The sequence below is a fragment of the Janthinobacterium sp. AD80 genome, assembly GCF_002878455.1.
GTDB lineage: Bacteria > Pseudomonadota > Gammaproteobacteria > Burkholderiales > Burkholderiaceae_D > Janthinobacterium.
In genome coordinates this window covers 1-13,129 of sequence record NZ_NRDQ01000359.1, presented here as the reverse complement: position 1 = coordinate 13,129, position 13,129 = coordinate 1, and the positions used below count along the sequence as shown (strand labels likewise).

Sequence of the window (13,129 nt, the reverse complement as noted above, 5' to 3'; positions counted from 1 at the left end):
GGCCGCCCCTGCAGCGCAGGCGGCTGGCGACGACAAGATCAGCTGGATGTGGCCATCCGAAGGCAAGGTCATCGGTACTTTTGACGAGGGCAAGAACAAGGGCGTCGACATCGCCGGCAAGGCGGGCCAGCAGGTGGTGGCGGCCGGCGCGGGAAAAGTCATGTATGCCGGGAGCGGAATCCGTGGTTATGGTAATCTTGTTATCGTGAAGCACAGTAATAGCTTGTTGTCGGCGTATGCGCATAACCGCAGCATCCTGGTGAAGGAAGGGCAAAACGTCAACAAAGGCCAGGCCATCGCCGAAATGGGCGATTCCGATGCCGACCGCGTGAAGCTGCACTTTGAAATCCGTCAACAAGGCAAACCTGTCGATCCTTCGAAATTCCTGCCTAACCGTTAGGTAAAGCAATGACACACGCGCCGCACGACCAGCTGGACGATGAACCGGAACCGCCGGACGACGGGGCGGACGAAGTCGTGATGGACGATGCCGGCGAACTCGACGGCATCGACGCCGTCGAGGCGGGCGAGGGCGGCGAAGTGGCCAGCGTCAGCGTGCTGGTCGAAAGTGTCGATGAACTGAAAAAAGTGCTGGCGGCCGAGCTGTCGACCGATACCACGCAGCATTACCTGAACCAGATCGGTACGCGGCCCCTGCTGACGGTGGCGCAGGAAGTGCATTACGCCACCCTGGCCAAGCAGGGCAATTTTGAAGCCCGGCAAACCATGATCGAGCACAACCTGCGCCTGGTCGTGTCGATCGCCAAGCATTACATCAACCGCGGCGTGGTGCTGCTCGACATGATCGAGGAAGGCAACATCGGCCTGATGCGCGCCATCGACAAGTTCGAGCCGGAGCGCGGTTTCCGCTTTTCCACCTACGCCACCTGGTGGATACGCCAGAGCATCGAACGGGCCATCATGAACCAGGCCCGCACGGTGCGCCTGCCGGTGCACATGGTGCGCGAACTGAACCAGATCCTGCGCGGCAAATACCACCTGGAAGCCCAGCATCACGACGGCAAGGATGCCACCGCGGAAGATATCGCCCACCTGGTGGGACGTCCCGTGGAAGAGGTGCAGGATATCCTGGCCCTGTCCGAGCACGCCACCTCGCTCGACGCGCCGCTCGACAACGACCCGCAATCGTCCCTGATGGACATGCTGCCCGGCGCCAGCGAGGACGGCCCGGACGCGCGCGCCGAACACCATGAAATGACGGTGCTGGTGCGCGACTGGCTGACCAAGCTGCCCGACAAGCAGCGCGTGGTGATCATGCGCCGTTTCGGCCTCGACAACGACGACCCCGCCACCCTGGAAACCCTGGCCGAGGAAATGGGCGTGACGCGCGAACGCGTGCGGCAGATCCAGCAGGAAGCCTTGATCAAATTAAAACGCGCGATGGCGGCGCGCGGCGTCGTGCGCGACTCCCTTTTGTAGCGTGCCCGATAAAACGCACATGGCGGCGTTGCAATGCCTCGCCGTACTAGCGTACTGTCTTCGGCAATGCGCCTTGCCCTGCACATTTTCTCAGGCACGCTGAATCGGCGCAGCTGCGCTGCGGACTTAAGCTAGGCCGCATCTGCTATCATACGCCCCGCTCGCGGCGCCTGACTTTTCCCCATTGTTTGCAAGTTCCAGCGCGGCCCTGCGTCCTGGCCCACTCTTACCTATTGATCGCTATGCAAGAAAATATCATTGAAATCAAATCGCTCGACATGGACGCCCGCGGCGTTGGCCATATCGAGAACGAAGACGGCTCGCCGGGCAAGGTCGTGTTTGTCGAAGGCGCGTTGCCGGGCGAGCGCGTCAGCTTCGTGACGTACAAGAAAAAGAAGAACTGGGAAATGGCCCGCATGACGGCGCTGCACCGCGAATCGGCCATGCGCGTGACGCCCAAGTGCAAGCATTTCGACAATTGCGGCGGCTGCTCCATGCAGCACCTGGAACCGTCGGCGCAGGTGGCGATCAAGCAGCGCGTGCTGGAAGACAATCTGTGGCATATCGGCAAGGTGCGCCCGCAAAGCATCATGCGCCCCATGTATGGCCCGACCTGGGGCTACCGCTACCGCGCGCGCCTGTCGGTGCGCCACGTGAAAAAGAAAGACGCCGTGCTGGTGGGTTTCCATGAAAAGAAATCGGCCTTCGTGGCCGACATGGATAGCTGCGAAATCCTGCCGCCGCACATTTCCGCCATGCTGCTTCCGCTGCGCGGCTTGATCGCCTCGCTGTCCATCTTCGACCAGATGCCGCAGATCGAGCTGGCCGTGGGCGAAGACGTCACCGCCATGGTCTTGCGCATCATGGCGCCGTTGACGGCGGACGACGAAACGAAACTGAAAGCCTTTGCCGACGAATACGGCGTGCAATGGTGGCTGCAGGTGAAGGGCCCGGAAACGGCCGTGCCGTTCTATCCGCTGGACAAGCAACTGCACTACCTGCTGCCGGAATTCGGCGTCAAGATGCCGTTCAAGCCCGTCGACTTCACCCAGGTGAACCACCACATCAACCGCGTACTGGTATCGAAAGCCCTGCGCCTGCTGGAAGTGCAGCCGACTGACCGCGTGGCCGACCTGTTCTGCGGCCTTGGCAACTTCACCTTGCCGCTGGCCACGCAGGGCAGCGAAGTGGTGGGCATCGAAGGCAGCACCACCCTGACGGAACGGGCGCTGGAAAACGCGCTGGCCAATGGCCTGGCGGAGAAAACCTCGTTCTCGACGCGCAACCTGTTTGAAGTGACGACGGACGACCTGATCGCCCTGGGCAAGTTCGACCGCATCCTCGTCGACCCACCGCGCGATGGCGCCATGGCCCTGTGCCAGGCGCTGGTCGGCCTGTCGCAAGTGCGTCCGGACCTGCTGCCGAAACGCATCGTGTATGTCTCGTGCAGCCCCTCGACCCTGGCGCGCGACGCCGGCATCCTGGCGCTGGAAGCGGGCTACGTGCTGAGCAAGGCTGGCGTAGTGAATATGTTCCCGCATACCTCGCACGTCGAGTCGATGGCAGTATTTGACTTGCGCACCTGAGAAAATGTCCATAGCCGCGTTGCCTAGCCTAGCCGTACTGTCGTACTGTCTTTGGCAAGGCGCCTTGCGCTGAACGTGGAAAAAACGTCCATAGCCGCGTTGCCTTGCCTAGCCGTACTATTCGTACTGTCTTCGGCAAGGCGCCTTGCTCTGAACGTTTTTCAGGCGCGTGGCGCGAGAGTTGGTGAACAAGACGCGGCGGGTGGCCAGGCAGGCACCCGCCGGCGTCGTTTCTGGCAGCCGTCGCCGATGCCGCTGCACGCCACCGCAATACCACTTACAGCGTGTTATAAAACTGGTCTGTATTTTCCCGGTCAGCCGTCTTTACTTGTCCTCCCCCTGCGTTTTTTTTGTTGTCCAGTAGGACAACACGCCATCAGCATATGCTTTTGCGCTTTCTGCTTGAAGTGGTATTGATCGCTTTGATGCCACTTTAAAACCACTTGACCGCCTATTTTTTCAGCAGCATGCTGTTCTTGCAACTGCAAAAAAACGATAACACAGGGTAGCTTTTATTGAAGCAGAGTGGTATTTCCGCAACCTGAACAGGAGACAGCGTGGAAAATTTAATACTCAGAAAAACAATCAGAAACATGATGGTATGCCTGGCCAGCGGTGGTGTGCTGGCCGCATGCGGTGGCGGTGGCGATGCCAGCGCGCCGGCCAGTTCGCAATTGCTGGCCGTCAGCACGGTGGCCTGCATACCGTGGCAAGAGGGCGGCACGTATAACGCGGGCACGGTGGTCACTTACCTGGGCGCCAATTACACGGCCCTGGTGACGCAGACCGATCACGTGGGTTCGGGCTGGAATCCCGTCTCCACGCCGAGCCTGTGGAGTGCCGGCGGCGCCTGCGATGGCGGCACCACGCCGACCCCGACACCTACTCCCACACCAACGCCGACACCAACCCCGACGCCGACGCCGAATCCCACGCCTACGCCAACCCCGACACCGACGCCAACCGGCAGCACCTGCGCGCTGGCCTGGGCCTCGGGTACGGCCTACAGCGCGGGCGCCGTGGTCAGCTTCGCCGGCACCAATTACCGCGCCAACTACTGGACCCTGGGCGACAACCCGTCGAGCAACAACGGCGCCGCCGGCACGGGCAAGCCATGGACCAGCCAGGAACTGTGCAGCATAACGCCAACGCCTACGCCAACCCCGACGCCAACGCCGACACCAACCCCGACGCCAACGCCAACGCCGACACCAACGCCAACGCCAACGCCGACGCCGACGCCGACGCCAACGGGCCGCGAAGTCGGTTCCTACTTTGCGCAATGGGGCGTGTATGGCCGCGACTACGAAGTGGCGAACGTGCACACCAGCGGCGTGGCCGACAAGCTGACCTTCATCAACTACGCCTTCGGCAACATCTATCCGAAGAACGGCGGCTACGAATGCGGCATGATCACCAAGGCCGAGCCGGGCGCGACGAATCCGAATGCACCGGATGCGGGCACGGGCGGCGATGCCGAGGCCGACTACATCCGCACGCCGAAGCGCACCGTCGATGGCCAGGCCATTCCGTGGGACGCTCCATTGTCGGGCAACTTCCTGCAGCTGAAAAAGCTGAAGGCGGCGCACCCGAACCTCAAGCTGTTCATTTCCCTGGGCGGCTGGAGCTGGTCGAAGAACTTCTCCGTCGGTTCGGCCACCGATGCGCTGCGCAAGCAGATGGTCAGTTCCTGCATCGACTTGTACATCAAGGGCAACCTGCCCGTCTCGCAAGGACGTGGCGGCGTGGGGTCGGCGGCCAATATCTTTGACGGCATCGACATCGACTGGGAATACCCGGTCGGCGGTGGCCAGCCGTACAACACGGTCAGCCCGAACGACAAGCGCAACTTCACCTTGCTGATGGCGGAATTCCGTGCCCAGCTCGATGCGCTGGGCGCGACCACCGGCAAGCGCTACCTGTTGACGGCCGCTGTCGGTGCCGGCAAGGACAAGATCGACAACACGGAACCGGCCCTGTACTCGCAGTACATGGACTGGATCAACCTGATGACCTACGACTTCCACGGCGGCTGGGAAAATAGCACCAACTTCAACGCCCAGCTGTTTGCCGACCCTGCCGATCCGTCGACGGGCATGGCGCGCGAATACGTGGGCGACAAGGCGGTGCAGTACATGATTGCCGCCGGCGTGCCGCGCGACAAGCTGTTGCTGGGCATTCCGTTCTATGGCCGCGGCTGGACCGGCGTGGCGCCGGGGCCGAATGGCGATGGCCTGTACCAGCCGGCCACCGGCATGGCACCGGGCACCTACGAGTCGGGCATCGAGGACTACAAGGTCCTGGTGGGCAAGGCCGGCACGCGCTACTACCATCCCGTGACCAAGCAGCTGTACCTGTACACGGGTGCGGGCGGCCAGTGGTGGAGCTATGACGATCCGACCGTCATCGGCACCAAGGTGAAGTACGTCAAGGACCAGGGCTTGCGTGGCGCGTTCTCGTGGGAACTCGATGGCGACGCGAACGGCGTGCTGGCGACGGAAGTGTGGAAAGTGCGGTAACAGTGTGCTAGCGTAGGATGCGGCCGGGCGGCACACGCTGCCCGGCCGTTGAGTAAAACATATAAAAATACAGGAGACGGCGATGGCGGCGGTATCGACATTCGGAGTCAAGCAGCAGGAGCAGCAGCAGGAACAGGACTTGAGCCGCGAATGGCGCAGCTGGATCGCGGAAAACCTCATGCTGGGCAGCCACCCTTCGGCCCTGATGCCGGTGCTGCAAAAGGCCGGCATCAGCGAGCCGCTGGCGCGCCGTGAAATCGAGCTGGCGCTGCAAAGCCCCTACCTGGCCGGTGCCGTGCGCCTGTCGAACCGGCTGGCCAAGCGCGACTGGGTGATCGATATCCAGCGCAAGCTGAATCAGCTGCGCAGTCCCGAGATTCCCCGCCGCGAGAAACTCACGGCGCAGGAGTTCCTGGCGGAGTTCTATACCACCAACCAGCCCGTCATCATCACCGGCATGATGGACGACTGGCCGGCCATGGCCAAGTGGAATCCCGCCTATTTCCGCGCGCATTTCGCCGAGCGCGAGGTGGAGGTGCAGTTCGGCCGCGAGGCGGACGAGCAGTACGAGATGAACAGCGTGGCGCACAAGCGCATGATGGCCTTTGGCGAATACGCGAGCCTGGTCGAAGGCAGCGGCGCGACCAACGATTTCTACATGACGGCGAATAACAATTCGCAGAACCGCCAAGCGCTGCGCGAGCTGTGGGACGATATCGGCCAGCTGCCCGAATACCTGAAGCAGGATGGCGGCCCCACGGGCTTTTTGTGGTTTGGCCCGGCCGGCACGGTCACGCCATTCCACCACGACCTGACCAACAACTTCATGGCGCAAGTGGCGGGGCGCAAGCGGCTGCGCATCATGGCCGCCTGCGAGGTGGCGCGCGTGTACAACCAGCGCCACTGTTTTACGCCCGTCGACGGGCGCGACATCGACGTGCGGCGCTATCCGCTGATGGCCGACGTGCAGGTGCGCGAATGCGTGCTGGCGCCGGGCGAGATCCTGTTCCTGCCTGTCGGCTGCTGGCATTTCGTCGAAGCGCTCGACATTTCCATGACGGTGGCGTTCACCAACTTCAAATGGGATAACGATTTTTACAGCAAGTATCCATCAAATCACGACTTTTGATCGCGGCGGCCCGTGCCGCGAACATGCTTGAAACAGCCGCCGAACAGGCGGCTTTTTTCATGCTACGTCGCGCTACGCGCTGACGCCGTCCTCATAAAATGTTGATTTAAATCATTTAAGCGCAAAATATTTGATATTAATTCCCATGATGTTTCATTATCCAGGTGGCCTGGGCGGGCGGATAATTTTATGGCTGGTGCACCGCCAGGCCCTGAATGGGATGCCGGCGGCGCCAGCACCGACAACCATCTGGAGGCGGCAGGGCATGAACACGCAGCACACGACACAAGCATCTTTGCAGGCAATGCAGTTGCAGCAGGCATCGAACATCCCCCTCGACACGCGGCTGGCGCGCGAAGCGGCCGAACTGCTGGCCAAGGCCGATATCCACCTGAACGGGCGCGCCGCCTGGGACATGCAGCTGCGCAAGCCCGGCGTGCCCGAGCGGGCCTTCGCCAGCGGCAACCTGGGCCTGGGCGAGGCCTATATGGACGGCCACTGGGATGCGCAGCAGCTCGACGAATTCTTTTGCCACCTGCTGCGCGCCAGGGTGGCCGACGACGTGCGCCCCATGCGTCTGGCTTTCCACGCGCTGTATGCGCGCCTGTTCAACCTGCAGACGGAGCGGCGCGCCTGGATGGTGGGCAAGGAGCACTATGACCTGGGCAACACCTTCTATGCGGCCATGCTCGATCCGCGCATGACCTACACCTGCGGCTACTGGAAGGATGCCGGCAGCCTGGCCGAAGCGCAGGAGGCCAAGCTGGACCTGGTGTGCCGCAAGCTGCGCCTGGAGCCCGGCATGCGCGTGCTCGACATCGGCTGCGGCTGGGGCAGTTTCATGCGCTATGCGGCGGAAAAATACCAGGTGCAGTGCGTCGGCGTGACGATCTCGAAGGAGCAGGCCGAGTATGCGCGCGCCATGCCTGGCGGCGAACACCTGGACTTTCGCCTGCAGGACTACCGCGACACCGATGAAAAATTCGACCGCATCGTCAGCATCGGCATGTTCGAGCACGTGGGGCATAAAAATCACCGCACCTTCATGGAAGTGGCGCATCGCTGCCTGGAAGACGACGGCCTGTTCCTGCTGCACACCATCGGCAAAAACAAGCGCCATTCCAGCTGCGACCGGTGGATCGACAAATACATCTTCCCGAATGGCGATTTGCCGTCGATCGGGCAGATCGGCGACGCCATGGATGAGCTGTTTGTGGCCGAGGACATGCACAACTTCGGCGCCGACTATGACAAGACCCTGATGGCCTGGCATGCCAATTTCGAGCAGGCCTGGCCGCGGTTTTCCGCCCAGCTGGGCGAGCGCTTCCACCGCATGTGGTCGTATTATCTGCTGTCGTGCGCCGGCGCCTTCCGCGCGCGCGACCTGCAGCTGTGGCAATGGGTGCTGTCGAAGCAGGGCGTGCTGGGCGGCTACGCGCGCATCAGTTGAGATGTGCGGCAGCTGATATCATGACTTGATGGATATCAATCAAGCGCGTACCTTCCTGGAAGTGGCGTCCAGCGGCAGTTTCATCATGGCGGCGGAGCGCATGCACGTGACGCAGACGGCCGTCAGCGCCCGCATCCGCACCCTGGAGCAGCAGCTGGGGCGCCAGCTCTTCGTGCGCAACAAGGCGGGTGCGCGCCTGACCTCGGCCGGCGAGCGCTTCATGCGCCACGCGGCCACCCTGGTGCAGGTGTGGGAGCGAGCGCGCCACCAGGTGGCCTTGCCGCCGGGGCGCGACGACGCCATCAGCATCGGCTGCGAACTGAGCTTGTGGCAGCCGCTGCTGGGCGACTGGCTGATACGCATGAGCCGGGATTGCCCCGAGATCGCCCTGCGCGCGGAAGTCGACAGTCCTGCGCGCCTGCTCGACGCCGTGCACGACGGCTCGCTGGACCTGGCCGTGCTGTACAACCCGCCGCAGCGCCCGGGCCTGGTCAGCGAATTGCTGGCCGAGGAAAAACTCGTGATGATCACCACGCGCGCCGACGGGCAGATGCATGCCGACAGCTATGTGTATGTGGACTGGGGACCGGCGTTCGCGGCGAACCACCAGGCGGCGTATCCGGAACTGAGCAGCCCGCCCGTGTCGATTTCGCTGGGGCCGCTGGCCCTCGTGTATTTGCTGGAAGCAGGCGGCGCCAGCTACTTCCGCATCGGTTCGGCCCAGCCGTATCTGGATGCGGGTCTGCTGCACCGCGTCCGCGACGCGCCCGAATTCTCGCATTCGGCCTATGCCGTGTATGCGGCGCAGCGCGACAACCCGACGCTGGACCGTGCCCGCCGCTGCCTGCTGGATGTGGCGGACAAGGTGAAGTGAATGCCGCAGACGTAAAAAAGCCGACCCGAGGGTCGGCTTTTATTTTCGTGCGTCAGCGCTTAGTCGCGGCTGCCGCCGGCAAAGCCCAGCAGGGACAACAGGCTGGTGAAGATGTTGTACACGTCCAGGTAGATGCGCAGGGTGGCCGAGATGTAGTTGGTCTCGCCGCCGTTGATGATTTGCTGCACGTCATACAGGATGTAGGCCGAGAAGATGGCGATGGCGACCATGGAGATCACGATCGACAGTGCCGACAGGCCCAGGAAAATATTCGCCACCGATGCCAGGATCAGCACGATCACGCCGGCGAACAGCCATTTGCCCATGGCCGAGAAGTCGCGCTTCGAGACCGTGGCGATGGTGGCCATCACGGCCAGGATGGTGGCCGTGCCGCCGAACGCGGTCATGATCAGCATGCCACCGTTCGAGTAGCCGAGCGTACGCGTCAGGATAGGCGTGAGCATCAGGCCCATGAAGAAGGTAAAGCCCAGCAGGACGGCGACGCCCAGGCCCGAGTTCTTGGTTTTTTCAATCGCGTACATGAAACCGAATGCCACCAGCATGAAGATGATGAAACCCATGCCGCCGGTCAGCATCGGCAAGTGCATTTGCACGCCGATGAAAGCGCCCAGCACGGTCGGTATCATGGACAGTGCCAGCAGCCAGTAAGTGTTGCGCAAGACCTGGTGGCGGACTTGCTGCATGCCCCCCGACAGGTCAAAGGTGCGTTGCATGTTCTGATTCATAGTGCCTCCGTGTTGTCAATTCAAATTACTACTTTGCCCAAGGATAGCATGGACCCCGGATTTTGCAAAAAAAGCAGCTTAAGATTTCATTAAACGCAGCCAATGGGGAAGTGTGCCCCCTGCCTGTCTGGGTGATATGGGGTGGAGTATGGTAAAATCAAAGGTTGATTGAGTTCTCAATTTACCGTTTTAAACCTTTCTTTTTATTGGAGTTTTCACACATGGCAATCGAACGCACCCTGTCGATCATCAAACCAGACGCAGTTGCAAAAAACGTAATTGGTCAAATCTACACCCGTTTTGAAAACGCTGGCTTGAAAATCATCGCTGCGCGCATGACCCAACTGACCCGCGAACAAGCTGAAGGCTTCTACGCAGCGCACAAAGAGCGCGGCTTCTTCAAGGACCTGGTTGACTTCATGGTTTCCGGTCCAGTCATGATCCAAGCCCTGGAAGGCGAAAACGCCGTTCTGGCCCACCGTGACCTGATGGGCGCGACCGATCCGAAGAAAGCAGAAAAAGGCACGATCCGCGCCGATTTCGCCGATTCGATCGACGCCAACGCCGTACACGGCTCCGACGCTGTCGAAGCTGCCAAAGTGGAAATCGCTTACTTCTTCCCAGAACTGAAGGCTTAATTGCCTTAGATAACGTTATTTCCTGGCGTTATCTGTGAAATAACTTATCACCCCCTGTTCCCGCTGCGCTGTGGAGTTTTCGCTCCGGATGCGCGCGGGGACGGATTTTTAGAATAGACATGATCATGAATACGACGACCCTCACCAACTTGCTGGACCTCGATCCCGCGCAACTCATCGCCTACTGCGCCGAGTTGGGAGAGAAACCGTTTCGTGCGAAACAATTGCAACGTTGGATACACCAGTTCGGCGCTTCCGATTTCGACGCCATGACGGACCTGGCCAAGTCGCTGCGCGACAAGCTGGCCACGCGCGCCGAAGTGCGCGCCCCGGCCATCATCAGCGACCACACGTCGACGGATGGCACGCGCAAGTGGCTCGTTGACGTAGGCAATGGCAATGCCGTGGAAACCGTGTTCATTCCGGAAGATAACCGCGGCACCTTGTGCATCTCGACCCAGGCCGGCTGCGCCGTGAACTGCCGTTTCTGCTCGACGGGCAAGCAAGGCTTCAACCGCAACCTGTCCGTGGGCGAAATCATCGGCCAGCTGTGGATGGCGGAATTCGAACTGCGCCGCACCAAGGGTATCGAACCGGGCCCGAAAGGCGAGCGCCAGATCACCAATGTGGTGATGATGGGCATGGGCGAGCCTCTGCTGAACTTTGAGCCGACCGTCACGGCCTTGAAATTGATGCTCGACGACAACGCCTACGGCCTGTCGCGCCGCCGCGTGACGCTGTCGACCTCGGGCGTGGTGCCGATGATGGACAAGCTGTCGCAGGAAGTACCGGTGGCCCTGGCCGTCTCGCTGCACGCCTCGAACGACACCTTGCGCGATGGTTTGATTCCACTGAACAAGAAATACCCGCTGAAGGAATTGATGGCGGCCTGCAAGCGCTACCTGGAATTCGCCCCGCGCGACTTCATTACCTTCGAGTACTGCATGCTGGACGGCGTCAACGACAGCGACGAGCATGCGCGCGAACTGCTGGCGCTGGTGCAAGACCGCGAGTTCGGCGTGAACTGCAAGTTCAACCTGATTCCATTCAACCCGTTCCCTGAGTCGGGCCTGTTCCGCTCGAAAAACCCGCGCATCAAGGCCTTTGCCCAGGTGCTCATGGATGGCGGCATCATCACCACCGTGCGCAAGACGCGCGGCGACGATATCGATGCGGCCTGCGGCCAGCTGGCCGGCGAAGTCAAGGATCGCACGCGGGTGCAGGAACGCATGGAAAAAATGACTGAATATCAACAGAAATTTGGCGCCAATTTCGGCAAGATCGTGGAGATCCGCTCCTGATGCGGGGAAGCGCGGCTTATGCTGGCGTACTTGCCGTGGCTGCTGTCAGCCTGGGCGTGTTGCTGGCCGGCTGTGCTTCCACCGCGGACAAGGAGCAAGCTGCATCGGTCGAGCAGCGCGCCGCCTTGCGCTTGCAGCTGGCCAGCGCCTATTATATGCAGAACCAGTTCGTGGTCGCATTGGAAGAGGCGGAGCAGGCGGTGCAGCTGCTGCCAGGCAACGCCCAGGGGCGCGGCATGCGGGCCCTGATCTTTGCCGCCCTGCGCCAGCCTGTAGCTGCTGAAAAAGATTTTCTTTACGCATTGCGCCTGGCGCCCCACAATCCCGAGTTGAGCAATAATTATGGCCTGTTTCTATGCCATACCGGGCGCGCGGCGCAGTCGCTGGCGTATTTTGATGCCGCATTGCAAGATGCCGCGTATGCCACGCCTGAACTTGCGCTGCATAATGCGGCGGCGTGCAGCCTGCTCATGAAAGATTACCCGCGCGCCGCCAGCTACTGGCTCAAGGCGGAGCGCATCGCACCTGGCGCGGCAATCACCTATGCCGGCCTGGTGCGCGTGTATTACGAACAGCAAGACTACCGGCAAGCGGCTCATTACCTTGAGCGGCTCGGTAAAGTAGCGACAATGGAGAGCCAGACGGCCGATGTGCTGTGGCTCGGGATCAAGGTGCAGCATAAGCTCGGGGATGCGGGTGCGGAAGCTGGCCTGGGGGCGCATTTGCGCAACCACCATTCCGGCTCGTCCGAATATGCTGCTTATCAAAGTGGGGCGTTTGATGAGTGAGACAGGGATACCAATGAATTCAGAGTGGGCAGAAACGCCTCAGCAGCAGCCCCAGGGCAATCTTGCGTTGGCAGGCGCACAGTTGAAGGCGCAGCGCGAAGCGCTGGGCTGGCCGGTGGAACAGGTGGCGGACCAGCTCAAGCTGGCACCGCGCCAGGTGATCGCGCTGGAAGAGGGCGACATGGCGGCTTTGCCGAACGTTGCCGTGGTGCGCGGTTTCGTGCGCGCCTATGCCAAGGTGGTGCGTCTTGACGCGGCGCCGCTGGTGGCCATGATCGAAGTCCATCCGGCGCCGGCGCAAGACCCGGCCGCGCCCGTACGGCGCGAGATTTCCGCCACGTTTTCCGAATCGCGCTTCCCGTCGATGACGCAGCGCTCGTCGAACCAGACGCCCCTCTGGATCGCCGGCGCCGTGGCGGTCGTCGTGGCTGCCGCCTTTGGCGCGTATAAGCTCGGCTATGTCCCGGCCAGCCTGCTGTCCTCGCATGCCGAAAAAGAAGCGCCGCATGCGGAAGTGGGTCCCGTGGAAACGACCCTGATCAAGCCGGGCCAGGACTTGTCGCCCGTGCAGACGCCGTCCGTGCCGCTGATTTCCGTGCCGCCGCCGCCAGGCAACGATACGCAAACGGGCGCGCCAGCCGCGTCCGCCATCGCTGCG

General features: G+C 61.7%; 12 protein-coding genes. 11 read left to right on the top strand and 1 reads right to left on the bottom strand.

Annotation, left to right across the window (positions count from 1 at the left end; translation table 11 throughout):
* The 7 genes from JaAD80_RS29525 to JaAD80_RS29495 all read left to right on the top strand — a co-directional run.
* Positions 1 to 400 (top strand): peptidoglycan DD-metalloendopeptidase family protein (locus JaAD80_RS29525; RefSeq protein ID WP_180979671.1); only part of this gene is annotated, 400 nt, incomplete at its 5' end.
* Between the two features lie 8 nt (positions 401 to 408).
* Positions 409 to 1,440 carry an RNA polymerase sigma factor RpoS gene (gene rpoS, locus JaAD80_RS29520; RefSeq protein ID WP_102299710.1) on the top strand — a complete coding sequence of 344 codons (1,032 nt, stop codon included), beginning with the start codon at positions 409 to 411 and terminating at the stop codon, positions 1,438 to 1,440.
* A 242-nt stretch (positions 1,441 to 1,682) separates the two neighbouring features.
* Entirely contained in the window at positions 1,683 to 3,026 is a 1,344-nt protein-coding gene (rlmD, locus tag JaAD80_RS29515) for a 23S rRNA (uracil(1939)-C(5))-methyltransferase RlmD (RefSeq protein WP_102299708.1), read from the top strand.
* 593 nt (positions 3,027 to 3,619) lie between these two features.
* Positions 3,620 to 5,545 carry a glycosyl hydrolase family 18 protein gene (locus tag JaAD80_RS29510; protein ID WP_258003264.1) on the top strand — a complete coding sequence of 642 codons (1,926 nt, stop codon included), beginning with the start codon at positions 3,620 to 3,622 and terminating at the stop codon, positions 5,543 to 5,545.
* Between the two features lie 82 nt (positions 5,546 to 5,627).
* Positions 5,628 to 6,674, top strand: a complete 1,047-nt coding sequence (locus JaAD80_RS29505) for a cupin-like domain-containing protein (protein WP_102299707.1) — start codon at positions 5,628 to 5,630, stop codon at positions 6,672 to 6,674.
* A 304-nt stretch (positions 6,675 to 6,978) separates the two neighbouring features.
* On the top strand, positions 6,979 to 8,124 hold the full coding sequence (cfa, locus tag JaAD80_RS29500) for a cyclopropane fatty acyl phospholipid synthase (RefSeq protein WP_102299705.1): 1,146 nt from the start codon (positions 6,979 to 6,981) through the stop codon (positions 8,122 to 8,124).
* A gap of 28 nt (positions 8,125 to 8,152) precedes the next feature.
* Entirely contained in the window at positions 8,153 to 8,998 is an 846-nt protein-coding gene (locus JaAD80_RS29495; RefSeq protein ID WP_102299703.1) for a LysR family transcriptional regulator, read from the top strand.
* A 59-nt stretch (positions 8,999 to 9,057) separates the two neighbouring features.
* On the opposite strand, the gene JaAD80_RS29490 is transcribed toward JaAD80_RS29495, so the two are convergent.
* Positions 9,058 to 9,744, bottom strand: coding sequence for a Bax inhibitor-1/YccA family protein (locus JaAD80_RS29490; RefSeq protein ID WP_071322696.1), 687 nt, complete (start codon positions 9,742 to 9,744; stop codon positions 9,058 to 9,060).
* A 221-nt stretch (positions 9,745 to 9,965) separates the two neighbouring features.
* Between JaAD80_RS29490 and ndk the strand changes: the two genes are divergently transcribed.
* The 4 genes from ndk to JaAD80_RS29470 form a co-directional block, all read left to right on the top strand.
* On the top strand, positions 9,966 to 10,382 hold the full coding sequence (gene ndk / locus JaAD80_RS29485) for a nucleoside-diphosphate kinase (protein ID WP_092795197.1): 417 nt from the start codon (positions 9,966 to 9,968) through the stop codon (positions 10,380 to 10,382).
* Between the two features lie 125 nt (positions 10,383 to 10,507).
* The gene (rlmN, locus tag JaAD80_RS29480; protein ID WP_071326298.1) at positions 10,508 to 11,683 is read left to right on the top strand and encodes a 23S rRNA (adenine(2503)-C(2))-methyltransferase RlmN; all 1,176 of its coding nucleotides are present in this window, start codon (positions 10,508 to 10,510) and stop codon (positions 11,681 to 11,683) included.
* A complete protein-coding gene (gene pilW / locus JaAD80_RS29475) occupies positions 11,683 to 12,471 on the top strand; it encodes a type IV pilus biogenesis/stability protein PilW (RefSeq protein WP_102299702.1) in 789 nt (262 codons plus the stop codon). The genes rlmN and pilW overlap by 1 nt, the downstream gene beginning before the upstream one ends.
* A gap of 67 nt (positions 12,472 to 12,538) precedes the next feature.
* The coding region (locus JaAD80_RS29470; protein WP_258003263.1) for a RodZ family helix-turn-helix domain-containing protein at positions 12,539 to 13,129 on the top strand (591 nt) is incomplete at its 3' end.

Excerpts from the sequence above, each read along its gene's own strand:
- JaAD80_RS29510 (WP_258003264.1), top strand. The coding sequence starts at position 3,620 with ATGATGGTATGCCTGGCCAGCGGTGGTGTGCTGGCCGCATGCGGTGGC.
- rlmD (WP_102299708.1), top strand. The coding sequence starts at position 1,683 with ATGCAAGAAAATATCATTGAAATCAAATCGCTCGACATGGACGCCCGC.
- JaAD80_RS29505 (WP_102299707.1), top strand. The coding sequence starts at position 5,628 with ATGGCGGCGGTATCGACATTCGGAGTCAAGCAGCAGGAGCAGCAGCAG.
- rpoS (WP_102299710.1), top strand. The coding sequence starts at position 409 with ATGACACACGCGCCGCACGACCAGCTGGACGATGAACCGGAACCGCCG.
- pilW (WP_102299702.1), top strand. The coding sequence starts at position 11,683 with ATGCGGGGAAGCGCGGCTTATGCTGGCGTACTTGCCGTGGCTGCTGTC.
- rlmN (WP_071326298.1), top strand. The coding sequence starts at position 10,508 with ATGAATACGACGACCCTCACCAACTTGCTGGACCTCGATCCCGCGCAA.
- JaAD80_RS29495 (WP_102299703.1), top strand. The coding sequence starts at position 8,153 with ATGGATATCAATCAAGCGCGTACCTTCCTGGAAGTGGCGTCCAGCGGC.
- JaAD80_RS29490 (WP_071322696.1), bottom strand. The coding sequence starts at position 9,744 with ATGAATCAGAACATGCAACGCACCTTTGACCTGTCGGGGGGCATGCAG.
- ndk (WP_092795197.1), top strand. The coding sequence starts at position 9,966 with ATGGCAATCGAACGCACCCTGTCGATCATCAAACCAGACGCAGTTGCA.
- cfa (WP_102299705.1), top strand. The coding sequence starts at position 6,979 with ATGCAGTTGCAGCAGGCATCGAACATCCCCCTCGACACGCGGCTGGCG.